Consider the following 24,359-nt stretch of genomic DNA (forward strand, 5'->3'; position numbering starts at 1 on the left):
TAGTCTGAGACCTGATGCCGAGCCGATTGTGGTGAAGTGGATGATCCTATGCTGTCGAGAAAAGCCTCTAGCGAGTTTCATGGCGGCCCGTACCCTAAACCGACTCAGGTGGTCAGGTAGAGAATACCGAGGCGTTCGGGTGAACTATGGTTAAGGAACTCGGCAAAATGCCCCCGTAACTTCGGGAGAAGGGGGGCCACGCCTGGTGATCCGTTTTACACGGTGAGCTGGGGGTGGCCGCAGAGACCAGCGAGAAGCGACTGTTTACTAAAAACACAGGTCCGTGCGAAGCCGTAAGGCGATGTATACGGACTGACGCCTGCCCGGTGCTGGAACGTTAAGGGGACCGGTTAGCTCCATTTCGGTGGGGCGAAGCTGAGAACTTAAGCGCCAGTAAACGGCGGTGGTAACTATAACCATCCTAAGGTAGCGAAATTCCTTGTCGGGTAAGTTCCGACCTGCACGAATGGCGTAACGACTTCTCGACTGTCTCAACCATAGGCCCGGTGAAATTGCACTACGAGTAAAGATGCTCGTTTCGCGCAGCAGGACGGAAAGACCCCGGGACCTTTACTACAGTTTGATATTGGTGTTCGGTTCGGCTTGTGTAGGATAGCTGGGAGACTTTGAAGCGGCCACGCCAGTGGTTGTGGAGTCGTCGTTGAAATACCAGTCTGGTCGTGCTGGATGTCTAACCTGGGTCCGTGATCCGGATCAGGGACAGTGTCTGATGGGTAGTTTAACTGGGGCGGTTGCCTCCTAAAGGGTAACGGAGGCGCCCAAAGGTTCCCTCAGCCTGGTTGGCAATCAGGTGTTGAGTGTAAGTGCACAAGGGAGCTTGACTGTGAGACCGACGGGTCGAGCAGGGACGAAAGTCGGGACTAGTGATCCGGCGGTGGCTTGTGGAAGCGCCGTCGCTCAACGGATAAAAGGTACCCCGGGGATAACAGGCTGATCTTCCCCAAGAGTCCATATCGACGGGATGGTTTGGCACCTCGATGTCGGCTCGTCGCATCCTGGGGCTGGAGTCGGTCCCAAGGGTTGGGCTGTTCGCCCATTAAAGCGGTACGCGAGCTGGGTTTAGAACGTCGTGAGACAGTTCGGTCCCTATCCGCTGTGCGCGTAGGAGTCTTGAGAAGGGCTGTCCCTAGTACGAGAGGACCGGGACGGACGAACCTCTGGTGTGCCAGTTGTTCTGCCAAGGGCATGGCTGGTTGGCTACGTTCGGGAGGGATAACCGCTGAAAGCATCTAAGCGGGAAGCCTGCTTCGAGATGAGGACTCCCACCCACTTGATGGGGTAAGGCTCCCAGTAGACGACTGGGTTGATAGGCCGGATCTGGAAGCACGGTAACGTGTGGAGGTGACCGGTACTAATAGGCCGAGGGCTTGTCCTCAGTTGCTCGCGTCCACTGTGTTGGTTCTGAAACCACGAACAACCGTCGTAGCCGTTGCTGCGGCTCCGGTTGATTGTTTCATAGTGTTTCGGTGGTCATAGCGTGAGGGAAACGCCCGGTTACATTCCGAACCCGGAAGCTAAGCCTCACAGCGCCGATGGTACTGCAGGGGGGACCCTGTGGGAGAGTAGGACACCGCCGAACAAATTGTGAGAAAACCCCCGTGCCATTCGGCACGGGGGTTTTCTGCGTTTACGACAAAGTCGGTGCTACGGCATGCGGGGAGGGGTTCACGCTCTCCGTGCCCCGCCCCGGTCCTTCGTACTTTTAAAGTCTTCCCGCCGTCTTCAGCGCCAGATACGCGTCTGCCAGCGCCGGCGCCAGGTCGTCCGGCGTGGCGTCGACGACGGTGACACCGTGACGCCGGAGTTGCTCCGCGGTGCGGTGGCGTTCGGTCTGCGCCTGGGCCGCGGCTGCGGCCTCGTAGACCGCGTCCACGTTTCCGCGGGCCCCGGCCATCCGTGCCACCAGCGGATCCGCCACCGAGGCCACCAGGACCGTGTGGCGCTGGGTGAGTTGAGGGAGGACGGGCAGCAGGCCTTCCTCGACCGGTGCCGCGTCCAGGCTGGTCAGCAGAACGATCAACGAGCGGCGCGGTGCCGTGCGCAGGGCTGTGGCCGTAAGGCCCCGTGCGTCCGTCTCGACGAGTTCGGCTTCCAGCGTCGCCATGGCGTCGACCAGCGACGGCAGCACGTCTCCCGCGGAGCGGCCCTGGACCAGGGCGCGCACCCGGCGGTCGTAGGCCAGCAGGTCGACGCGGTCGCCGGCGCGGGAGGCCAGAGCCGCCAGGAGCAGGGCGGCGTCCATGGAGGCGTCCAGGCGCGGTGCGTCGCCCACCCGCCCGGCGGAGGTGCGGCCGGTGTCCAGGACAAGCAGGATGTGCCGGTCGCGCTCGGGGCGCCACGTACGGACGGCGACCGCGGACTGGCGGGCCGTGGCGCGCCAGTCGATGGAGCGGGTGTCGTCGCCGGGGACGTACTCGCGCAGGCTGTCGAACTCCGTTCCCTCTCCGCGCATGAGCACACTGGTGCGGCCGTCCAGTTCCCGCAGCCGGGCCAGCTTCGAGGGCAGGTGCTTACGGCTGGTGAACGGGGGCAGCACCCGTACCGTCCACGGGACGTTGTGGGTGCCCTGGCGGGCGAAGAGCCCGAGGGGGCCGTAGGAGCGGACGGTCACGCGGTCCGCCCGGCGGTCACCGCGGCGGGTGGGGCGCAGGCGGGTGGTGACCCGGCGGCGTTCGCCCGGAGGCACGGTCAGGCGGTGCCGGGAGGCCGCTGTCTCGGTGCCCGGCTGCCAACTGCTGGGCGGCCAGGCGTCACGGAGCCGGGCGCGCAGCGGGCGGCGCGAGGGGTTGGTGACCGTGAGGGTGACGTCGGCGCTGTCGCCCAAGCGCACGGAGCTGTCCCCCGAGCGGGTCAGGCCGAGGCTCCGCACCGGCGCCGCCAGGGCGTAGTCGCAGGCGCAGGCCACGGCCAAGGGGGCGTTCACGGCGAGAATGCCCGACCAGCCCGGGTCCCAGATGCCGACGGGCAGGGAGCCGAGGGCCGCGAGGAGCGCGGCGCGTCCGGTGAGGGCCATCAGCGGGGGACCGGGACGTGAGCGAGGATCGCGTTGATCACCGAATCGGCGGTCACGCCTTCCATCTCGGCTTCCGGGCGCAGTTGTACGCGGTGGCGCAGGGTGGACAGGGCCAGGGCCTTGACGTCGTCGGGGATGACGTAGTCACGGCCGGTCAGCCAGGCCCATGCACGGGATGTCGAGAGCAGTGCCGTCGCTCCGCGCGGGGAGACGCCGAGGGCCAGGGACGGGGATTCCCGGGTGGCCCGGCAGATGTCGACGACGTAGGCCGTGATCTCCGGGGAGACCGTGATCCCGGCGATCGCGGCGCGGGCCGCGTCCAGGTCGGCGCGGCCGGCCACCGGGCGTACGCCGGCGGCGCGCAGGTCGCGCGGGTTGAAGCCGTCGGCGTGGCGGGTGAGGACGTCGATCTCGTCCTGGCGGGAGGGCAGCGGGATCGTGAGCTTGAGCAGGAAGCGGTCCAGCTGCGCCTCCGGCAGGGGGTAGGTGCCCTCGTACTCGACCGGGTTCTGGGTCGCGACGACCAGGAAGGGGTCGGGGAGCGGGCGGGGGGTGCCGTCGACGGTGACCTGGCGTTCCTCCATGGCCTCGAGCAGCGACGACTGGGTCTTGGGCGGGGTGCGGTTGATCTCGTCGGCGAGGAGGAGGTTGGTGAAGACCGGGCCGGGCTGGAAGGAGAACTCGGCGGTGCGGGCGTCGTAGACCAGCGAGCCGGTCACGTCGCTCGGCATCAGGTCGGGGGTGAACTGGACGCGCTTGGTGTCGATGTCGAGCGCGGCGGCGAGCGTGCGGACGAGGAGGGTCTTCGCCACTCCGGGGACGCCTTCGAGGAGTACGTGTCCGCGGCAGAGGAGGGCGACGACGAGACCGGTCACGGCGGGATCCTGGCCGACCACGGCCTTGGCGATCTCGGCGCGCAGGGCCTCCAGGGAGGACCGGGCGTTGCCCGTGTCCCCGGTGCGCCCGGCGATGTCAGTGGTCGGGTCCATCATGGACGGCGTACCTCTCTTTCGAGGGCGTCGAGTCGGTCGGCGAGGGTGACGAGGGCCGCGTCGTCGCCGGGCGGCGGGCCGAAGAGCAGGTCGTGCAGGGCCTGTTCCGCGCCGTGGAGGCGGGTGGACAGGGCGGGGAGGAGGGCCTCGGGCGTGTGCGCCTGGATGACGGGGACGCCGACGAGGGGGGCCAGGCGGGTGCGTGTGGTGGAGCGGAGAGCGGCGGCGGCGCGGTCGCGGGCGTTCGCCTTGCGGTAGAGGCGGGCGCGGCCCTCGACGGTTTCGGAGGCGCGGATCGCCACGGGGAGTTTTTCGGGCACGAGGGGGCCGAGCCGACGTGCCCGCCACAGGGCGGCCAGGGCCGCGGCGATGAAGAGTTGCAGGGTGCCCCAGAGCCAGCCCGAGGGGAGCAGATCGAAGAAGCCGCGCTCGCCGGTGTCGGCGGCGGACGCGTCGGAGAGCGAGGGGAGGTACCAGACCAGATGGGGGCGGGAGCCGAGGAGTTGCAGGGCGAGCGAGGCGTTGCCCTGTTTGGCGAGGCGGTCGTTGAAGAGGATGCCGGGGGCGCCGAGGACGACGGTGTCGCCGCCCTTGGTGCTCTGCGGTATGCGCAGCAGGGTGGGCAGGCCGTCGCTGGGGTAGCAGGCCTCGGCGTTCTTGACGGTGGTCGCGTAGCGGATGCCGCCGCCGGTGTCCGCGGTGCCCGCGCGCCGGGCGGCCGGCAGGGAGCAGCGGGGGGAGAGAGTGGTGTCGAAGCTGCGCGTGTGAGCGGCGGTCACGCCCGGGGCCAGGCCGCTGACGGAGGGAAAGTTGGGGGCGACGAGGACGGTGCGTCCGCCGGAGGCTTCGGTCGCGCGGCGCAGCCGGGACTGCTGCCCGTCCGACAGCAGGTCGGGGACGGCGACCAGCACGGTGGTGTCGGGGCCGGCGGCGGCGCGTGCCTCGTCGAGGGTGGTGACCACGCGTGTGGAGACGCCGTGGCCGGCGAGGAGCGCGGCGATGGCGCGGCTGCCGTGGGGGGCGGCGGAGCGTGGGTCAAGGCGGCCGTGCCGGGTGCCCGACTGGACCGCGGCGATCGCGATGCCGGCGGCGATGAGGAGGACGAGGGCGAGCAGGATCCCGCGCGTGCGGGTCCACACCTGGCGGCCGGTGGGCGAGACCGAGGTGGACGGGAGCGTGGCCTCGGTGGTCATCCGGCGGCCCCCTGGGAGCCTGCGGCCGTGCTGGTGCCGGTGCCGGTGAGCTGGGGCTTGGTGCGTTCCAGGTCGCGGTCGAGTTCGGCGATGCTCCGGTACGCCGCTTCGGTTGCCCTGCGGCCGCCGTATGTGACGTCGTCGAAGTCCCGGGCGGCGGCGCGCAGCCGGTCGGTGTGCGCGGGGAGGGCGCGGCCGGCCTCGGCGGCGGCCTCGTCGGCGGTGCGGCCGGGGCGTATGTCGTGCAGGGCTCGTTCCTCCAGGGAGCGGACGATCGCGCGCATGCGTTCCTGGACGGCCTGGTTCCAGTGGCCCTGGGCGGCGTGCGCCTCGGCGGCAGCGCGGTGTTCGGCGGCGCTGCGGGGGCGGTCGTCGAACAGGATGGCGGAGGACTTGGGTTCCCTGCGCGGGGTGCCCAGGCGCCACCACAGGGCCCCGAACACGGCGAGGACGGCCACGATGACGACGATCAGTCCGACGCCCCCGCCCGGGGTGGCGCCCGAGGCGGAGTCGAACAGCTTGCCGAGCCAGTCCCAGAGGGCGTTCAGAGCGCGTTGCAGCAGGCCCGGGTCGTGCTCGTGGTACATCGGCTTGGACAGTTCGCGCCCGGCCGCCTCCCGCGCCGGGTCGCGTGGGACGGTCACCGGCGGTTCGGCACCGGAGCGCGACTGCGCCACGACCGCGCCGTGGGTGCGCAGAGCGGTCCGCAGGACTCCGGACACGGCGCGTGGGAACGCCGGCAGTGCTGTGAGAACTCCCCCCGCCAGGCTCACGGCATCAGCTCCCGGAGGCTGGTGCGTCGGAGCCGTGGCCCTGGACGCCGGCGGCCCGGGCCAGGTCGAGGTCGAGCGCCTCGCGGCGGATGCGCAGGTCGACGTAGAGCAGCACGGTGACGCCGGCCGTGATCGGGAAGGTGACGGTGGAGCCGATCACGGACCCGATCCCGGTGATGATCAGGTAGGCCCAGCCGATGTTCGATGTGCCGTCGAGCAGGCCGGACATGCCGCCCCCGCCGAAGGCCGTGGCAAGGGCGAGGAAGGGGATGGCGATGACCGCGGAGATGAGGCCCGCGATGAGTCCCGCCAGGAGCTGGATGCCGAAGACGCGCCACCACGAGCCGCGGACCAGCTTGGCGGAGCGGCTCATCGACTGGCCGATGCCCTGCTTCTCCAGCATCAGGGCGGGCGAGGCGAGCGAGTAGCGGACCGCCAGCCATACGGCGGCCAGAAAGGCGCCCAGGCCGCCCAGGGCGGCCAGTGCTATGCCGCCCGCGGGGGACCCCGTGACGGCGACGAGGATGCCGGGCAGCATGCCGACGGCGAAGACGCCGAGGCAGATGACGAGGAGCAGGAGGACCAGCCCGAACAGCTTGAGCACCTGGGGGCGGGCGTCCCGCCAGGCCTCCGCGGTGGTGACGGGCTTGCCGAGGACCGCACGGCTGGTGACCGTCGTGAGCAGCGCGGTGGCGATGACGGTGAAGACCAGGGAGATGACGAGGACGGCGCCGGTACCGAGCATGGCGTCGCCCATGGCACGGCCGAGGTCGTCGGCGGTGGCGTTCGGGTCGTTGAGGACCTGGCTGTTCGCGGTGCTGTCGAGGGCCGGGCGTTGCATCAGGATGACGATGATCTGGGAGAAGACCGCGACGGCCAGGGTGATGCCCAGGACGGTGCGCCAGTGGGCGCGCATGGTGGAAACCGTGCCGTCGAGGATCTCGCCCACGCCCAGCGGGCGCAGCGGGATCACGCCGGGCTTGGCCGCGGGGGGCGGGCCGCCCCAGCCGGCGCCCCAGGCGCCGTAGCCGCCGGGGCCGTACCCGGGGGCGCCGTAGCCGCCGGGGCCGTGGCCGGGAGCGCCCGGACCGCCGGGGCCGTAGCCGGCCGGGGGTTGTCCGCCCCAGCCGGGGCCGGCGGGGGGCGGCGGCGCCTGGCCGGGAGCCGGGGCCCCCGTGGGCGCGGACCACTGACCCGGCGCCGGCTGCTCCTTGGACCACTTCACTCCGGGGCCCTGTGGCTGCTCGCCCGACGGGTCCGCGGGCGGGGCGGCGTCGGGGCGGCCGGCGGCGTCGGCAGGTCCGGACGTACCGGACTCCTGCCCGTCGGACGGGGCGGATCCGGGCGAGGCCCAGCCCGGAGTGTCAGTCATCGTCGCTCCTTCACGGTGCCCGTCCGCCGTCGCGGCGGCAGGTTGGCTGCCATCGTGCCATGGGGTGGACTTCGCGCGACCGGCGGTACTGACGGCTGCGTACCTTCAATTGTCCGCCGGATACGGGGCAGACTGACGGCATGGCTGATCTGTACGCGCAGACCCACGAGGACGACCGGGCGGCCGGTACCTCGGCGATCCGCTGGGAAGAGCCTCCCGAGGGGCCGGTGCTGGTCCTTCTCGACCAGACCAGGCTTCCCGCCGAGGAGGTCGAGCTGGTGTGCACGGACGCGCCCGCGCTGGTGGAGGCGATCCGGTCCCTGGCCGTGCGCGGGGCACCGCTGCTCGGTATCGCCGGCGCGTACGGCGTCGCGCTCGCCGCCGCGCGCGGTTTCGACGTGGACGATGCCGCGGCTGCGCTGGCGGCCGCCCGGCCCACGGCCGTGAACCTCTCCGTCGGCGTGCGCCGGGCGCGCTCCGCCCATCAGGCGGCGCTCGCCAGGACCGGGGACTCCCGGCAGGCCGCCTCGGCGGCGCTGGCCGCGGCGCGACAGCTCCACCAGGAGGACGCCCGGGCCAGCGCGCGGATGGCCGAGCATGGGCTCGCGCTGCTGGACGAGCTGCTGCCCGGCGGCGGGCACCGCGTCCTCACCCACTGCAACACCGGGTCGCTGGTGTCGGGCGGGGAGGGCACGGCGTTCGCGGTGGCGCTCGCGGCGCACCGTGCGGGACGGCTGCGGCGGCTGTGGGTGGACGAGACCCGGCCGTTGCTCCAGGGCGCCCGTCTGACGGCGTACGAGGCGGCCCGCAACGACATGGCGTACACCCTGCTCACCGACAACGCGGCGGGTTCGCTGTTCGCGGCCGGTGAGGTGGACGCCGTGCTGATCGGCGCGGACCGTATCGCCGCCGACGGCTCGGTGGCGAACAAGGTGGGCAGCTATCCGCTCGCGGTGCTCGCGCGCTACCACCATGTGCCGTTCATCGTGGTGGCCCCGGTGACGACGGTGGACCGGGATACCCCGGACGGTGGGGCGATCGAGGTCGAGCAGCGACCGGGGTACGAGGTGACCGAGTTCGTCGCGCCCCAGGCACCGGTGACGGGAGCCGGCGGCGGTCTCCCGGTCGCGCCGCTGGGCACCCAGGCCTACAACCCGGCGTTCGACGTGACTCCGCCTGAGCTGGTGACGGCGATCGTCACCGAGGAGGGCGCCGTCTCGCCGGTGACCGCCAAGGGCCTGGCCGAGCTGTGCGCCAGGTCGCGGGGAACCTCGGCCGACTGAGCACCGGGACCCCGTTCTCGGGCCGGAGGCAGACAGTGACGGCTCCGTACGACTATCGTCACAGGCCAGTGAGCTCTCTCACCTGGATCTTCGCCACCGTTACGAGAATGGGATGATGTCGTTTATGAAGGGACGAGTCCTTGTCGTCGACGACGACACCGCACTGGCCGAGATGCTCGGGATCGTGCTGCGTGGTGAAGGTTTCGAGCCGTCTTTCGTGGCCGACGGCGACAAGGCGCTGGCCGCCTTCCGTGAGGCCAAGCCTGATCTGGTCCTGCTCGACCTGATGCTGCCCGGCCGCGACGGTATCGAGGTGTGCCGCCTGATCAGGGCGGAGTCCGGGGTGCCGATCGTGATGCTGACGGCCAAGAGCGACACGGTGGACGTGGTCGTGGGCCTGGAGTCCGGCGCCGACGACTACATCGTGAAGCCGTTCAAGCCGAAGGAGCTCGTGGCCCGTATCCGGGCGCGGCTGCGCAGGTCGGAGGAGCCCGCGCCGGAGCAGCTCGCCATCGGCGACCTGGTCATCGATGTCGCCGGGCACTCCGTGAAGCGGGACGGGCAGTCGATCGCGCTGACGCCGCTGGAGTTCGACCTGCTGGTCGCGCTGGCCCGCAAGCCGTGGCAGGTGTTCACCCGCGAGGTGCTCCTGGAGCAGGTCTGGGGCTATCGGCACGCGGCCGACACCCGCCTGGTGAACGTGCACGTCCAGCGGCTGCGCTCCAAGGTCGAGAAGGACCCGGAGAAGCCGGAGATCGTGGTGACCGTCCGCGGTGTCGGTTACAAGGCCGGACCGAGCTGACGTGTCGGGGGACAGCGCCGCTTCGGCGCCCGGGGATACCGGGGCCCGCGCGGGGCGGCCTGTCGGCCGGACGACCGCCGGTTCCCGCTGGGGACGTCTCCTGGAGGGCGGTCTTCTGCACGGCGGTGTCCAGGGCAGCCCCGTCCTGCGTCTCTTCCTGCGCTGGGTGCGCCGGCCGCTGCTGCCCGTGATGCGGTTGTGGCGGCGCAACATCCAGCTCAGGGTCGTCGCCACCACCCTGCTGATGTCGCTGGGCGTGGTCCTGCTGCTCGGTGTCGTGGTCATCGGGCAGGTGCGCAACGGACTGCTCGACGCCAAGGTGAAGGCCTCGCAGAGTCAGGCCGCCGGCGGTTTCGCGGCGGCCAAGCAGCGGGCCGACGAGACGGCGACCGGTCCCGGCGACGACGCCTCCGCCGCGGACGGTCACTCCTCGCAGAACGTCATCCAGTGGATGAGCGACCTGGTGTCGTCGCTGTCCAGTGGCGGCCAGGGAGCCTTCGACGTGGTCACGCTGCCCGCCGGCGACGACAGCGGGGGCGGGCGCGGACCGCGCGCCTCCGGCGGCGTGGATTGGACGGCGAGCGTTCCGGAGGGGCTGCGCGCCCGCATCAACACGAGCATGGTGGCCGCGCAGAGTTACGCCCGTATCGTCTACCAGGACGGTGACAAGGGCTCCCAGCCCGCGCTGGTCATCGGCAAGCAGGTCAACGACCCCAACGGCGACCCGTACCAGCTGTACTACCTCTTCCCGCTCACCCAGGAGGAGAAGTCGCTCAGCCTGGTCAAGGGCACGCTGGCGACGGCGGGTCTCTTCGTCGTCGTACTCCTCGGAGCCATCGCCTGGCTGGTGGTGCGGCAGGTCGTCACTCCGGTGCGGATGGCGGCCGGGATCGCCGAGCGGCTGTCGGCCGGGCGGCTTCAGGAACGTATGAAGGTCACCGGCGAGGACGACATCGCGCGGCTCGGCGAGGCCTTCAACAAGATGGCGCAGAACCTCCAGCTGAAGATCCAGCAACTGGAGGAACTGTCGCGGATGCAGCGCCGGTTCGTCTCCGACGTCTCGCACGAGCTGCGCACGCCGTTGACGACCGTGCGGATGGCCGCCGACGTCATCCATGAGGCGCGCGAGGACTTCGACCCGGTCACCGCCCGCTCGGCGGAACTGCTCGCCGACCAGCTCGACCGGTTCGAGTCGCTGCTCGCGGACCTGCTGGAGATCAGCCGCTTCGACGCGGGCGCGGCGGCGCTGGAGGCCGAGCCGATCGACCTCAGGGAGGTCGTGCACCGGGTGGTCGGCGGCGCGGAGCCGCTCGCGGAGCGCAAGGGCACGCGGATACGGGTCGTCGGCGACCAGCAGCCGGTCGTGGCGGAGGCCGACACCCGGCGGGTGGAGCGCATCCTGCGCAACCTGGTCGTCAACGCCGTGGAGCACGGCGAGGGCAGGGACGTCGTCGTCAAGCTCGCCGCGGCGGGCGGCGCGGTCGCGGTCGCGGTGCGCGACTACGGCGTCGGCCTCAAGCCCGGCGAGGCGACTCGCGTGTTCAGCCGCTTCTGGCGGGCGGATCCGGCGCGCGCCCGCACCACGGGCGGTACCGGTCTGGGGCTGTCGATCGCCCTGGAGGACGCCCGGCTGCACGGCGGCTGGCTTCAGGCGTGGGGTGAGCCGGGCGGCGGCTCGCAGTTCCGGCTGACGCTGCCCAGGACGGCGGACGAGCCGCTGCGGGGCTCGCCCGTCCCGCTGGAACCGAAGGACTCGCGCCGCAACCGCGGGCTCGACGACGCCGGGCTGCCGAGCGGGAAGCGGGCCACCGTGCCGGTGCAGGCGACGCGTGAGCGGACGGCGTCGTCGCGTGACCCGATCGCGTCCCGGCCGGCGGCGGTGGCCCCGACGGCCGATCCGACGGCGCTGCCCGGCAACGGCGCGCGTGTGGTGCCCCGGCCGGCCGCGGGTGGGCGACGACAGGAGCAGGTGTCCGCCCTGGACGCGGCGGACGACGGGCCGGCGGACTCCGTGGCGGCCGAGGAAACCGGGCCGCTGGACGTGACACAGCAAGGGGAGGCATTTCGTGGGCGCTGACCGCGTGGGGGGCGTGCGGCGGCCGGCGCGCGCGGTGGCGTACGCCGCTTGCGGGGTCGTACTGCTGGCGGGGTGCGCCTCGATGCCGGACAGCGGGGATCTGCGCGACGTGGAGTCCACCCCGCGCCAGGACAGCCAGCTCCGGGTGTTCGCCATGCCGCCCCGGGAGGACGCCCCGCCCGCGGAGATCGTGCAGGGCTTTCTGGAGGCGCTGACCAGCGACGATCCGCAGTATGCGACGGCGCGTCAGTATCTGACGGGTGCGGCCTCGGGGCACTGGCGGCCGGAGGAGTCCACGACCGTGCTCGCGGGTGGCCCGGACATCCAGGTCGACCGCATCACGGAACGCGACAGCACCGACAACTACGCGTTCACGCTGACCGGCAGCAAGGTGGCCCGGGTGGACAGGCAGCAGTCGTACACGCCGATGGGCGGCCACTACAGCCAGCCGGTCCATCTGACGCGGGGCAAGAAGAGCGGGCAGTGGCGGATCGACGTGCTGCCGCAGGGCGTCGTCATGGGCCAGTCGGACTTCCAGCGCAACTACATGTCCGTCAACAAGTACTACTTCGCCTCCAACAGCGACGCGGACTCGGCGACGTCCGCGACCGCTGTCGCCGACCCCGTCTTCGTGCGCCGGCGCGTGGACGCGATGACGCAGGTGGTGCGCTCCCTGCTGAGCGGACCCACGCACTGGCTCGCGCCCGCGGTCAGTTCGAGCTTCCCGGCCGGGGCGGCGCTGCGTCGCGGCGTCACCTCGCTCGCGCCCGACGACCAGAACCGGCTGACGGTGCCGCTGAACGAGAAGGCCTCCGGGGCCGGGCGCGAGGAGTGCCGGAAGATGGCGGCCCAGTTGCTGTTCACGCTGCAGAACCTGACCCCCACCGTGGACACCGTCACGCTCCAGCGGGCCAAGGGGGGCACCCTGTGCTCGTTCGAGGAGAGCCGGGCCGAGTCCGTCGCCACGCGCGGGTCGGTGAAGCGGCCCGACTACCTGTACTTCGTCGACGACAAGCAGCGGCTGGTACGGATCGCCGACACCGGTACGGCCTCGGGCGCCGAACCCGTGCCGGGGGCGCTGGGCGAGGGCGTCCAGAAGCTCCAGTCGGCGGCGGTGTCGTGGGACGAGCACACCGCGGCCGGGGTGAGCTCCGACGGCAGGTCGCTGTTCGTGGGCTCGCTCGTGGCGGGCGGCGCCCTCGACGCGCCGGTGCTGCAGAGCCAGGGCAAGGCCGAGGAGGGCGACCGGCTGACGGCGCCCAGCTGGGACGCGCGCGGTGACCTGTGGGTGGCCGACCGCGACCCCGCCCGGCCGCGGCTGTGGATGCTGGAGCAGGGCGGGGGCGAACCGCTCGAGGTGAAGGTCCCGGGGCTGAAGGGGCGCGTCGACGCGGTGCGGGTGGCCGCCGACGGGGTGCGGATCGCCCTGGTCGTCAAGGCGGGCGACAACAGCAAGTCGCTGCTCATCGGCCGGATCGAACGCGACGAGAAGGCCGGGGAGCGGCCGGCGGTGTCGGTGCTCGGACTGCGTTCGGCGGCTCCGGAGCTGGAGGACGTCACCGCCATGTCGTGGGCCGGGGACAGCCGGCTCGTGGTGGCCGGGCGGGAGCAGGGGGGCGTGCAGACGATGCGGTACGTCCAGGTCGACGGTTCCACGCCGGAGGGCCCGCCACCGGCCGCGCTCACGGGGGTGCAGTCGATCGCCGCGGCCGAGGACGACCGGCTGCCGCTGGTGGCGTCCTCCTCGGAGGACGGGATCGTCCGGCTGCCGTCCGGGGCGCAGTGGCAGAAGGTGACCAAGGACGGAATGGCGCCCGTCTACCCGGGCTGACGCATCGCTCGGTCCCTCGTGCGGGTGAAGTCCCGTTGGCGGTGGGCGGAGTTGTCCACAGGGAGTTGTCCACAGGGCTGGCCGGGACGGCGCGCCGTCGGCACAGTGGAGTGCATGCACGGGTGGTGGCAGGACCTCGCCGACCTGGTGCTGCCGACCGAGTGCGGAGGCTGCGGCCGGCCTCGCACGGTGCTCTGTCCCCGGTGCCGTGCCGCCCTGAGCCACGGCGCACCACGGCGGGTGCGCCCGGTGCCGGAGCCGTCCGGACTGCCGGCGGTGTACGCGGCGGTGCGGTACGCGGACGCGGCGCGGGCGGCCCTGCTCGCCCACAAGGAGCGGGGCGCACTGGCTCTCGCCCGCCCGCTGGGCACGGTGCTGGCGGGTGCGGTACGGGCCGGGCTGGGCGCGGCCGCGGCGGGTGCGGCAGGAACAGGTGGAGGGACGGGGAGAACGGAAGCGGCAGCCGGGGCGTCCGGGGCGGCCGTGCTGCTCGTTCCCGTGCCGTCCGCGCGGCGGGCGGTGCGGGCCAGGGGGCACGATCCCGCGCGGCGGATCGCGCTCGCGGCGGCCGGTGAACTGCGGCGGTCCGGGACGCCGGCCCGGGCCCTGGCGGTGCTGCGCCAGCGGCGCGCGGTGGCGGACCAGTCGGGGCTGACCGCCCGACAGCGGCTGGAGAACCTCGCCGGAGCGCTGGAGGCGGCCGCCGGCGGTGCGCGGCTGCTGTTGAGCGGTCGGATCGTGCTGGTCGACGACGTCATGACGACGGGGGCATCGCTGACGGAGGCGGCGCGGGCGGTGACGGCGGCCGTGTACACGGCGCGGGTCCGGGAAGGGATGAGGAAACGGAAGCCGGGATCACGGCAGAAGGAGGGGAACTCGATGTACTGCGCACCGGAAATGGCGGGAGAGTACGGAGCCGGTGTTGTGATCTGCGGGGCGGTCGTCGCGGCCTCTCCGGATTCCTTCGGAATAGAACGGAACTGACTGAGAACTTGCATCGTTGCAGGTAATGAGCGGGTCAATTCACCTGAACGGAGGTACGCGGCAGTAGAGGGTGACGTCATCCGTCCGGGCGAGATATGTTCGGGATGTGAGGGAAAGGCGCAGGCCATCCCTGTCATAGCCGAATGCCGTGCTGCGGGTTTTTCGCCATCACCCGTACCGGCCGGGTGGAGATCTCGCCCGCGGGGGAGGAGGAGGTGGACGTCACCGAGTCCGAGGTTCCGGAGCTCACCGGAACCGGGTGCACAAGGGAGATGCTCCGCCGTCGGAGCGGAGCGATCCGGGAACGGAGTTCTGCGTGGACATCGTCGTCAAGGGCCGCAAGACCGAGGTGCCCGAGCGGTTCCGCAAGCACGTGGCCGACAAGCTGAACCTGGAGAAGATCCAGAAGCTCGATGGCAAGGTGATCAGCCTCGACGTCGAGGTGTCCAAGGAGCCCAACCCCCGACAGGCCGACCGCTGCGACCGGGTGGAGATCACCCTCCGTTCCCGCGGTCCGGTGATCCGGGCGGAGGCGGCGGCCAGTGATCCGTACGCCGCGCTCGACCTGGCGGCGGAGAAGCTCGGTGCCCGGCTGCGCAAGCAGCACGACAAGCGTTTCTCGCGGCGTGGCGCACGCCGGATCTCGGCCGCCGAGGTCCCCGACCACGTCCCCGGTGCGGCCACGCTGAACGGCAGCGGTCAGACCGCCACGGAAGCGGCTGCGGGCCAGGTGCCCACCAAGAAGGTCGGCTCGCTGGAGGTGCAGGGGGACGGACCCCTCGTCGTCCGCGAGAAGACCCACGTCGCCTCCCCGATGACCCTCGACCAGGCCCTCTACGAGATGGAACTGGTCGGGCACGACTTCTACCTCTTCGTCGACTCCGAGACCAAGGAACCCAGCGTCGTCTACCGGCGGCATGCCTACGACTACGGAGTGATCCACCTCCGGACGGACACGATGGTCACTCACGCGCCCGAGGCGGGCGGCACGCTGGGCGGTTGAGCAACCCCGGCCGGCAACAACGGCTGTGACGGTGCCCCTGGAGCGCGGTGTGCGCCCCCAGGGGCACCGATGTGCGCCCCCTTCACGCGCCGCTTGGTCACCGCAGTGCGGGCCGGGCATGGAATCATGGCGGCAACGGCCCAACCGATGGGTCGTTGCCTTGGGTTGGCCACCGCACCACAGACCGGGCCACAGCCTCAGGGGGAGGAACAACGATGGCGGACAGCTTCGGACCGATGCGGGTCGGGGACGCCGACGGTGGCGCCGTCGGCGTGGGACCGGAGGCGGGCACTGCGCGCAAGGAGCCGATCAGAGTCCTTGTCGTGGACGACCATGCCCTTTTCCGCCGTGGCCTGGAGATCGTCCTCGCCGCGGAGGAGGACATCCAGGTGGTCGGAGAGGCGGGCGACGGGGCCGAAGCCGTCGACAAGGCCGCCGACCTGCTGCCCGACATCGTCCTGATGGACGTCCGCATGCCCAAGCGCGGCGGGATCGAGGCGTGCACGTCCATCAAGGAGGTCGCGCCCAGCGCCAAGATCATCATGTTGACGATCAGCGACGAGGAGGCCGACCTCTACGAGGCGATCAAGGCCGGCGCCACGGGCTACCTCCTCAAGGAGATCTCCACTGACGAGGTGTCCACCGCGATCCGCGCCGTGGCCGACGGGCAGTCGCAGATCAGCCCCTCCATGGCGTCGAAGCTGCTCACCGAGTTCAAGTCGATGATCCAGCGCACCGACGAGCGCCGTCTTGTCCCCGCCCCCCGGCTGACGGACCGTGAGCTGGAGGTGCTCAAGCTCGTCGCCACGGGGATGAACAACAGGGACATCGCCAAGGAGCTGTTCATCTCCGAGAACACGGTGAAGAACCACGTCCGCAACATCCTGGAGAAGCTCCAGCTGCACTCCAGGATGGAGGCCGTGGTCTACGCGATGCGGGAGAAGATCCTGGAGATCCGTTAGCGCCCGGCGGAGCCGCCCGGAACGTCAGCCGGCGGCGCGGGCCAGCTCCAGTACGAGAGGCTCGCGCAGCTCGGGCGCTTCCACCCGCTCCACGCGAACATCCGTGCAGTCCACCCAGCTCGCCGCCTCCACGAGCGCCTGGGCGACGGCGGGCACGGACCGGACGCCGTCCAGGGTGACCTGCTTGGCCACGAGGGTGCGCCCCTCCCGGGCGGGGTCCACACGGCCGACGAGGCGGCCGCCGGCGAGCACGGGCATCGCGAAGTAGCCGTGGACCCGCTTCTGCCTGGGGACGTAGGCCTCCAGACGATGGGTGAAGCCGAAGATCCGCTCGGTGCGCGCCCGCTCCCAGACGAGTGAGTCGAACGGCGACAGCAGCGTGGTGCGGTGGCGTCCGCGCGGGGGTGTCGTCAGCGCCTCCGGGTCCGCCCAGGCCGGCTTGCCCCACCCCTCGACCGTGACCGGGACCAGCCCGGAGTCCCCGATCACGGCGTCGACCTGCTCGGCCTTGAGACGGTGGTAGTCCGCGATGTCCGCACGGGTGCCCACGCCCAGGGACTGGCCGGCCAATCGGACCAGCCGGCGCAGGCACTCGGTGTCGTCCAGCTCGTCGTGCAGCAGCTCCCCGGGGACGGCGCGCTCGGCGAGGTCGTACACCCGCTTCCAGCCCCGGCGCTCCACGCAGACCACCTCGCCGTACATCAGGGCGCGCTCGACGGCGACCTTGGCGCCCGACCAGTCCCACCACTCGCTGGTCCTCTTGGCCCCGCCCAGCTCCGTCGCCGTCAGCGGGCCCTCGGCGTGCAACTGCTTGACGACCTGGTCGTACGCCCCGTCGGGCAGCTCGTGGTTCCAGTGCGGGCGGCTCCGGTAGGCGCGGCGGCGGAAGGCGAAGTGGGGCCACTCCTCGATGGGCAGGATGCAGGCGGCGTGCGACCAGTACTCGAAGGCGTGGGGGCGCTCCGACGGTGCGCCCGTGGACGCGGCCGTCCAGTAGGCCCGCTCGACGGTCCTGCGGCCGACCGCGCCCAGGCGGGCGTAGGGCACGAGCTCGTGGGAGCGGGCGAGCACCGAGATGGTGTCGAGCTGGACCGCGCCGAGGTGCCGCAGGACGCCGCGCACCCCGGACCGCCGGTCGGGCGCGCCGAGGAAACCCTGGGCACGCAGGGCGATGCGGCGGGCTTCGTCCGCCGAGAGGTCGGTGGTGGGACGCGGGAGCGAGGTCATGGCTCGCACGATAGAGGGCGGCACCGACAACGCGGGCCGAGCTGCGCTTTCGCCGTCAGCCGTCAGCCGTCAGCCGTCAGCCGTCAGCCGTCAGCCGTCAGCCGTCAGCCGTCAGCCGTCAGCCGTCGGCGAGAGCGGACGCGACGGCCGGCAGGCCGACCGGCGACCGGTCCTAGGCGGGCGCGGGCAGGTAGGGCGCCGCCGAGGGCAGGCTCAGGTCGGACGGCAGCAGGGAGCCCACCCAGCAGTCCCGCCGCACCCCCTTGTTGTTGAGCCCCGAGCGGAGGATGCCTTCGACGGTGAAGCCGACCCGTTCGGCGACCGCGCGGGAGGCGTGGTTGCCGACCTCGGCGCGCCACTCCAGGCGGTCGACGGCGAGCTGGGTGAAGGCCCAGCGGGCGACGGTGAGGGTGGCCTCGGTCATATAGCCGTTGCCGCGGTGCTCCTTCGTGGCCCAGTAGCCGATCTCGGCCTCGCCCAGCGACCGCATCGTCATGCCGAGCGTGCCCACGAGGTCTCCCGAGGAGCCCGCCATGAAGAGGCCGAAGGTGAACATCGAACCGTTGGCCCAGCCCACCGGGACCATGTCCGCGGTGAAACTCCGTGCGTGCTCGGGCAGATACGGCGTAGGAAGCTGGGAGAGCCAGCGCTGGATGTCCGGGTCCTGCACGGCCGCGTACACGGCGTCGGAGTCCTCGGGGAGGAGCGTGCGCAGGAGCAGGCGGTCGGTGGTGAGCGTGACGGGTTCCATTTCCCGATTCTGCGCGGGGGCCGCGAGGGCCGCCATACCTTTTCCCGGTGTGCGAGGGGTCGGTCGCGTTCTCCCTGCGTGAGGAAGTGTTCACAATTCACGCAAATCGTCGCCGGAACACGGCACCATCCGCGCCCCCCGGACGTTGTTCCCGTGAGAGCCCCGCAAGCTGCGGACGGGTGGCCTTGCGGCAGGCCCTCCCGGCCCGGCCGTGTCCTCGCATACCATGGCCGTTGCTCAGTACGTCAATGGAAACCGACCGTCCCAGGCCCGACCGGCAAGGAGACCAACCCCCGTGTCCGTCCTCTCGAAGATCATGCGTGCAGGCGAAGGCAAGATCCTGCGCAAGCTGCACCGCATCGCGGGCCAGGTCAACTCCATCGAAGAGGACTTCGTCGCCCTCTCCGACGCCGATCTGCGCGCTCTCACCGACGAGTACAAGCAGCGGTACGCGGACGGCGAGAGCCTGGACGACCTGCTGCCCGAGGCGTTCGCCACGGTGCGCGAGGCGGCCAAGCGTGTCCTCGGCCAGCGGCACTACGACGTCCAGCTGATGGGCGGCGCCGCCCTGCACCTGGGCTATGTCGCCGAGATGAAGACCGGCGAGGGCAAGACCCTGGTCGGCACCCTGCCCGCCTATCTGAACGCCATCTCGGGCGACGGCGTGCACATCATCACGGTCAACGACTACCTGGCCGAGCGCGACTCGGAGATGATGGGCCGCGTCCACAGGTTCCTGGGTCTGTCCGTCGGCTGCATCCTCGCGAACATGACGCCGGCCCAGCGTCGCGAGCAGTACGGCTGCGACATCACCTACGGCACGAACAACGAGTTCGGCTTCGACTACCTCCGCGACAACATGGCGTGGTCCCAGGACGAGCTCGTCCAGCGCGGCCACAACTTCGCGATCGTCGACGAGGTCGACTCCATCCTCGTCGACGAGGCGCGCACGCCGCTGATCATCTCCGGCCCGGCCGACCAGGCCACCAAGTGGTACGGCGACTTCGCCAAGCTGGTCACCCGCCTGAAGAGGGGCGAGGCGGGCAACCCGCTCAAGGGCGTCGAGGAGACCGGCGACTACGACGTCGACGAGAAGAAGCGCACGGTCGCCATCCACGAGGCCGGTGTCTCCAAGGTCGAGGACTGGCTGGGCATCGACAACCTCTACGAGTCGGTGAACACCCCGCTCGTGGGCTACCTGAACAACGCGATCAAGGCCAAGGAGCTCTTCAAGCGCGACAAGGACTACGTCGTCATCGACGGCGAGGTCATGATCGTCGACGAGCACACCGGCCGTATCCTCGCAGGCCGCCGCTACAACGAGGGCATGCACCAGGCGATCGAGGCGAAGGAAGGGGTGGACATCAAGGACGAGAACCAGACGCTCGCCACGATCACCCTGCAGAACTTCTTCCGCCTCTACAGCAAGCTCTCCGGCATGACCGGTACGGCGATGACCGAGGCCGCCGAGTTCCACCAGATCTACAAGCTCGGCGTGGTCCCGATCCCGACCAACAAGCCGATGGTCCGCAAGGACCAGGCGGACCTGATCTACCGCACCGAGGTCGCCAAGTTCGAGGCGGTCGTCGACGACATCGCCGAGAAGCACGAGAAGGGCCAGCCGATCCTGGTCGGCACCACCTCGGTGGAGAAGTCCGAGTACCTCTCGCAGCAGCTCAGCAAGCGGGGCGTCCAGCACGAGGTGCTCAACGCCAAGCACCACGAGCGCGAGGCGTCGATCGTCGCCCAGGCCGGCCGCAAGGGCGCGGTGACCGTGGCGACGAACATGGCCGGCCGCGGTACGGACATCAAGCTCGGCGGCAACCCCGAGGACCTCGCCGAGGCGGAGCTGCGCCAGCGCGGCCTCGACCCCGAGGAGCACATCGAGGAGTGGGCGGCCGCCCTGCCGGAGGCGCTGCAGCGCGCCGAGGCGGCGGTGAAGGCCGAGAAGGACGAGGTCGAGAGGCTCGGCGGCCTGTACGTGCTCGGCACCGAGCGGCACGAGTCGCGGCGTATCGACAACCAGCTCCGCGGACGTAGCGGCCGTCAGGGCGACCCGGGCGAGTCCCGCTTCTACCTGTCCCTGGGCGACGACCTGATGCGTCTGTTCAAGGCGCAGATGGTCGAGCGCGTGATGGCGATGGCGAACGTGCCGGACGACGTGCCGATCGAGAACAAGATGGTCACGCGCGCGATCGCGTCCGCCCAGTCGCAGGTCGAGCAGCAGAATTTCGAGACGCGCAAGAACGTCCTGAAGTACGACGAGGTGCTCAACCGGCAGCGCGAGGTCATCTACGGCGAGCGGCGCCGCGTCCTGGAGGGCGAGGACCTGCAGGAGCAGGTGCAGCACTTCATGGACGACACCATCGACGCGTACGTCGGGGCGGAGACCGCCGAGGGCTTCCCGGAGGACTGGGACCTCGACCGGCTGTGGGGCGCCTTCAAGCAGCTCTACCCGGTGAAGGTGACCATCGAGGAGCTTGAGGAGGCGGCCGGCGACCGCGCGGGTCTGACGGCGGAGTTCATCAGCGAGTCCATCAAGGACGACATCCGCGAGCAGTACGAGGCCCGCGAGACGCAGCTCGGCTCGGAGATCATGCGTGAGCTGGAGCGCCGGGTGGTGCTGTCGGTGCTGGACCGCAAGTGGCGCGAGCACCTCTACGAGATGGACTACCTCCAGGAGGGCATCGGCCTGCGGGCGATGGCCCAGAAGGACCCGCTGGTCGAGTACCAGCGCGAGGGCTTCGACATGTTCACCGCGATGATGGAGGGCATCAAGGAGGAGTCCGTCGGTTACCTGTTCAACCTGGAGGTCCAGGTCGAGCAGCAGGTCGAGGAGGTGCCGGTCGAGGACGCGAAGCCGGTGGCCGACCTGGAGAAGCACGACGCGGTTCCGGCGCAGGCCGGCGCGCGCCCGGAGATCCGGGCCAAGGGTCTGGACGCGCCGCAGCGGCGTGACCTGCACTTCTCGGCTCCGACCGTGGACGGCGAGGGCGGCATCGTCGAGGGCGAGTTCGCCACGGACGGCGAGCCCGTGCGCTCGGAGGCCGACGGCCTCACGCGTGCGGAGCGGCGCAAGCAGGCGAAGGCCGGGCGCCGCCGCAAGAAGTGACCGACGCGTTCACCGGCGCTCTCTGAGAGCGCCGGCAGCGGACAGGAGGGAAGGGCCGGGCACCCGAGGGTGCCCGGCCCTTCGGCTTGGCCGCGGTCCGCGGTCAGGGCAGGTCGTCCCTTGTGCGGGGCATACGGGGGCCGCCCAGTTCCACCGCCGTGCAGCGCCAGCGTCGGTCCCGGCCCTGCTCCAGGCGGAACGCCATCGCGCGCAACTGGTCGCCCGCGCCGATGCGGGCGAAGGCCTCCACGGCGCCCGGGCGGGGCTCGTAGTAGCCGATGTCGCGCACGACGGGGCGGACGCCGCGGGTGCGCAGCGCGCCGCGCTCGGCGAGCCACGCGAGCTCGTCGTAGGCGCGGCCCGCGGTGTGCCGGAGCATCCAGTGCACGGGGCGCTGCCCGCTGAGCACGGCGAGCAGCCGATCGGCGAACAGATCGGTGGCCACAGGCAGCGAAACGGCCCGCACGGCACCGGGAGCGCCGGCCCCGGCCGGGGACGCCCCGCCGGCGTGGACCCCCGCTGCGCCGACGGCGGCTGCGGCGCCTGCGGCGCGGGCCGCGCCCGCTGTGCGACCCGAGGCGGTCCCGGCGGTTGGGCCCGCCGTCCGGGCGGCGGCGCGGGCCGTGGGCCCGGCGTTGGCGCCCGGATGCGCCGCACCGGTGGCACGGCCTGGAGCCGCTCCGGCCGTTGCGGCGGCCGTGCGGGCCGCCGCGCCGCCTGTCGGTGCCGGACCGGCACAGGGGTGCCTCGTGCCCGTGCGGGCAGCGCCTGCCGGGGCGGCCCCGTCGGTGCGGGTGCCTGCCGCACGGGTGACCTCACCGGTGCGGATGCCCGCCGCGCTGTCCGCTCCGCGGGCACGGACGCCCGCCGCGCCGCCTGTCGGTGCCGGACCGGCACCGGGGTGTCTCGTGTCCGTGCGGGCAGCGCCTGCCGGGGCGGACCCGTCGGCGTGGACCCCTGCCGCGCGGTCCGCTCCGTGGGCACGGATGCCCGCCGCGTGGGTGGCCCCGTCGGCGTGGGGCCCCGTCGCGCCTGCGGCGCCTGCGGTGCGGGCCGTGCTCGCGTCGTCGGCCCGCGTGGGCCTGTGGGCACCCACCCGGCGGGGGGCCGATGGGGGGCGGGTGTCGCGGGGGCCCGTCGGGAGAGTGGGGCTGTGGCGGGGTGGGGGGTTGTCGTCGGCTGTGCGGGGGAGGGCTCCTCCTGGGGTGCGTGGCGGGTGGCCACCGGGGCGGCGGGTGTCGCGGCGGCCCGGCGGGTGGGTGCCTGGGCGGCGCTGGGTCCTGGTCATGACCTTGTTCATGAGTCCCCGTTCGGTGTCGTTGTCCGGTGCCGGCGCCCAGAGGCATGGGACGGCCCAGGGCGAACCGGTTCGTACCGGGCAGTAACTTCCTGCTGGGGCTCTTGTACGGGTCCGAGGCCTTCACGGCAAGGAAGGCGCGGCGCGCGTCGGACCGTGGACGAGTTCACCCCTCCGTGTGATCGCGAGGGCCGCGAGCCGTGCGACGACTGGGGTGTACCGGGTGAGGTGAGGGGCGCGCGGTGGACGGACAAGGAGGTGTGGCCGGGGACTCGAAAGGGGGCTCCCGCACGTATCCTGAAGGCCGTCCGGGCGGCGAGCCCTCCGACCACGAAAGCGGCCTGCCATGCGTGTCTACGTCCCCCTGACCCTCTCGGGCCTCGCCGAGGCGCACAAGTCGGGGGAGCTGGGGACAGGGGCGTTCACCGCGTACGCCGTGACGCCCGCGCTGCGCGAGTGGTACCTCTCCGACGACATCGAGGAGCTGGAGTACGCCGCCCTGAACCGGGCCGCGCTCGCCTCGCTGCGCCTGCTGGCGCTGGAGCCGGGCGCACCGCGGCGCCGCGTGGTGGTCGCCGTGGACGTGCCCGACGGCGCCGCGATGGCCGACCCCGACCGCGGGCTCGACCCGGCCGCGCTCGGCGAGGTGCGGGTGGCGGGTCCGGTGCGGCTGGCCAAGGCGGCCGCCGTGCACGTCGACTCGGATGAGGCGGAGACGGACGTGACCGCCGCGACCGAGGCCCTGGGGGCGGCGGACGCGGGCGACGACGACGCCCAGTTCGTCGTGGACGGCGCCGAGGACCACGAGCTGCTCTGGTACGCCACGCAGGAGATCCCGAACCTCGTCGGGCTCGGCGGCTGACGCCCGCGGACCGCGACCGCACCCGCCTCCGCACCATGAGTCGCGACCTGCCGTTCTCCTGATTGTCAGTGGCGGCGGGTACGTTTTCCGGTATGGGGAAACAGTCAGGGGCGCACATCGTCTGGGACTGGAACGGCACGCTGTTCCACGACAACGACGCGGTCATCGGCGCGACGAACGCGGCCTTCGCCGAGCTGGGCATGGAGCCGATCACACTGGAGCAGTACCGCGCGCTGTACTGCGTGCCGATCCCGAAGTTCTACGAGCGGCTGCTGGGCCGGCTGCCCACCGAGGCCGAGTGGGACACGATGGACGGCGCCTTCCACCGGTACTACTCCGTGCACCGCACCGCATGCTCCCTGACCGAGGGCGCCGTGGAGCTGCTCACCGGATGGACGTCGGCCGGGCACAGCCAGTCGATCCTCAGCATGTACGGGCACGAGGACCTCGTCCCGCTGGTCCGGGGCTTCGGGATCGAGGCGCACTTCCTCCGGGTCGACGGGAGGACGGGCAGATCCGGCGGCAGTAAGGCCGATCACATGGTGCGTCACCTGGGCGCGCTGTCCGAGACGGTGAACCCCGCGCGCACGGTGGTGATCGGGGACGCGGCGGACGACGCGGTGGCCGCTCGGCACGTCGGGGCGCGGGCGGTGCTCTACACCGGCGGTTCGCACAGCCGGGCCAGCCTGGAGGAGGTGGGTGTGCCGGTGGTGGACACCCTGCGGGAGGCGGTCGTGGAGGCCCAACGGCTGGCCGACTGAGCGGCGCGCGGCGAAAGGCAAGGGAGGCGTACGGGGGAGCACG

General features: G+C 71.5%; 18 protein-coding genes and 2 rRNA genes. 12 read left to right on the top strand and 8 right to left on the bottom strand.

Going from position 1 to position 24,359, the window contains the following annotated elements; genetic code table 11:
• Both ACF09J_RS06140 and rrf read left to right on the top strand, forming a co-directional pair.
• Window positions 1–1,396: ribosomal RNA gene (locus tag ACF09J_RS06140) — 23S ribosomal RNA — on the top strand; the annotation flags it as partial.
• Window positions 1,397–1,483: 87 nt separating this feature from the next.
• Window positions 1,484–1,600, top strand: a 5S ribosomal RNA gene (rrf, locus tag ACF09J_RS06145).
• 123 nt (window positions 1,601–1,723) lie between these two features.
• On the opposite strand, the gene ACF09J_RS06150 is transcribed toward rrf, so the two are convergent.
• Genes ACF09J_RS06150 through ACF09J_RS06170 form a run of 5 tightly spaced genes read right to left on the bottom strand, consistent with a single transcriptional unit; the run spans window position 1,724 to window position 7,364 of the window.
• Complete coding sequence (locus ACF09J_RS06150) at window positions 1,724–3,034, bottom strand: DUF58 domain-containing protein (protein WP_392304187.1); 1,311 nt, start codon at window positions 3,032–3,034, stop codon at window positions 1,724–1,726.
• On the bottom strand, window positions 3,034–4,023 hold the full coding sequence (locus ACF09J_RS06155; RefSeq protein ID WP_392304666.1) for an AAA family ATPase: 990 nt from the start codon (window positions 4,021–4,023) through the stop codon (window positions 3,034–3,036). The genes ACF09J_RS06150 and ACF09J_RS06155 overlap by 1 nt, the downstream gene beginning before the upstream one ends.
• On the bottom strand, window positions 4,023–5,219 hold the full coding sequence (locus ACF09J_RS06160; RefSeq protein WP_392304188.1) for a DUF4350 domain-containing protein: 1,197 nt from the start codon (window positions 5,217–5,219) through the stop codon (window positions 4,023–4,025). The genes ACF09J_RS06155 and ACF09J_RS06160 overlap by 1 nt, the downstream gene beginning before the upstream one ends.
• Window positions 5,216–5,992, bottom strand: coding sequence for a DUF4129 domain-containing protein (locus tag ACF09J_RS06165; RefSeq protein ID WP_392304189.1), 777 nt, complete (start codon window positions 5,990–5,992; stop codon window positions 5,216–5,218). The genes ACF09J_RS06160 and ACF09J_RS06165 overlap by 4 nt, the downstream gene beginning before the upstream one ends.
• A gap of 4 nt (window positions 5,993–5,996) precedes the next feature.
• Complete coding sequence (locus ACF09J_RS06170; RefSeq protein WP_392304190.1) at window positions 5,997–7,364, bottom strand: glycerophosphoryl diester phosphodiesterase membrane domain-containing protein; 1,368 nt, start codon at window positions 7,362–7,364, stop codon at window positions 5,997–5,999.
• A gap of 140 nt (window positions 7,365–7,504) precedes the next feature.
• On the opposite strand from ACF09J_RS06170, the gene mtnA reads away from it, so the two are divergent.
• From mtnA to ACF09J_RS06205, 7 genes are all read left to right on the top strand, one after another.
• Window positions 7,505–8,647, top strand: coding sequence for an S-methyl-5-thioribose-1-phosphate isomerase (gene mtnA, locus ACF09J_RS06175; RefSeq protein ID WP_392304191.1), 1,143 nt, complete (start codon window positions 7,505–7,507; stop codon window positions 8,645–8,647).
• Window positions 8,648–8,759: 112 nt separating this feature from the next.
• Window positions 8,760–9,449 (top strand): two-component system response regulator MtrA, encoded by a 690-nt coding sequence (gene mtrA, locus ACF09J_RS06180; protein ID WP_009188938.1) that lies wholly within the window; start codon window positions 8,760–8,762, stop codon window positions 9,447–9,449.
• Between the two features lies 1 nt (window position 9,450).
• The gene (gene mtrB, locus ACF09J_RS06185) at window positions 9,451–11,526 is read left to right on the top strand and encodes an MtrAB system histidine kinase MtrB (protein WP_392304192.1); all 2,076 of its coding nucleotides are present in this window, start codon (window positions 9,451–9,453) and stop codon (window positions 11,524–11,526) included.
• Window positions 11,516–13,357, top strand: a complete 1,842-nt coding sequence (locus ACF09J_RS06190) for an LpqB family beta-propeller domain-containing protein (RefSeq protein WP_392304193.1) — start codon at window positions 11,516–11,518, stop codon at window positions 13,355–13,357. The genes mtrB and ACF09J_RS06190 overlap by 11 nt, the downstream gene beginning before the upstream one ends.
• 114 nt (window positions 13,358–13,471) lie before the next feature.
• Window positions 13,472–14,341 (top strand): ComF family protein, encoded by an 870-nt coding sequence (locus ACF09J_RS06195; RefSeq protein ID WP_392304194.1) that lies wholly within the window; start codon window positions 13,472–13,474, stop codon window positions 14,339–14,341.
• Between the two features lie 316 nt (window positions 14,342–14,657).
• Window positions 14,658–15,344, top strand: coding sequence for a ribosome hibernation-promoting factor, HPF/YfiA family (gene hpf, locus ACF09J_RS06200; RefSeq protein WP_392304195.1), 687 nt, complete (start codon window positions 14,658–14,660; stop codon window positions 15,342–15,344).
• Between the two features lie 215 nt (window positions 15,345–15,559).
• Complete coding sequence (locus tag ACF09J_RS06205) at window positions 15,560–16,306, top strand: response regulator (protein ID WP_392304196.1); 747 nt, start codon at window positions 15,560–15,562, stop codon at window positions 16,304–16,306.
• A 24-nt stretch (window positions 16,307–16,330) separates the two neighbouring features.
• Here ACF09J_RS06205 and ACF09J_RS06210 read toward each other — a convergent pair whose 3' ends face one another.
• Both ACF09J_RS06210 and ACF09J_RS06215 read right to left on the bottom strand, forming a co-directional pair.
• On the bottom strand, window positions 16,331–17,533 hold the full coding sequence (locus tag ACF09J_RS06210) for a winged helix-turn-helix domain-containing protein (protein ID WP_392304197.1): 1,203 nt from the start codon (window positions 17,531–17,533) through the stop codon (window positions 16,331–16,333).
• A 172-nt stretch (window positions 17,534–17,705) separates the two neighbouring features.
• On the bottom strand, window positions 17,706–18,284 hold the full coding sequence (locus tag ACF09J_RS06215) for a GNAT family N-acetyltransferase (protein ID WP_392304198.1): 579 nt from the start codon (window positions 18,282–18,284) through the stop codon (window positions 17,706–17,708).
• Between the two features lie 295 nt (window positions 18,285–18,579).
• Here ACF09J_RS06215 and secA point away from each other — a divergent pair, with 295 nt between their 5' ends.
• Entirely contained in the window at window positions 18,580–21,396 is a 2,817-nt protein-coding gene (gene secA / locus ACF09J_RS06220; RefSeq protein WP_392304199.1) for a preprotein translocase subunit SecA, read from the top strand.
• Between the two features lie 103 nt (window positions 21,397–21,499).
• Here secA and ACF09J_RS06225 read toward each other — a convergent pair whose 3' ends face one another.
• Window positions 21,500–21,841, bottom strand: a complete 342-nt coding sequence (locus ACF09J_RS06225) for an Rv3235 family protein (protein ID WP_392304200.1) — start codon at window positions 21,839–21,841, stop codon at window positions 21,500–21,502.
• A gap of 1,198 nt (window positions 21,842–23,039) precedes the next feature.
• On the opposite strand from ACF09J_RS06225, the gene ACF09J_RS06230 reads away from it, so the two are divergent.
• A complete protein-coding gene (locus ACF09J_RS06230; RefSeq protein WP_392304201.1) occupies window positions 23,040–23,555 on the top strand; it encodes a DUF6912 family protein in 516 nt (171 codons plus the stop codon).
• A 92-nt stretch (window positions 23,556–23,647) separates the two neighbouring features.
• Window positions 23,648–24,316 (top strand): HAD family hydrolase, encoded by a 669-nt coding sequence (locus ACF09J_RS06235; protein ID WP_392304202.1) that lies wholly within the window; start codon window positions 23,648–23,650, stop codon window positions 24,314–24,316.
• Window positions 24,317–24,359 lie beyond the last annotated feature (43 nt).

Source organism: Streptomyces sp. NPDC014889 (assembly GCF_043081205.1).
Taxonomy (GTDB): Bacteria; Actinomycetota; Actinomycetes; order Streptomycetales; family Streptomycetaceae; genus Streptomyces.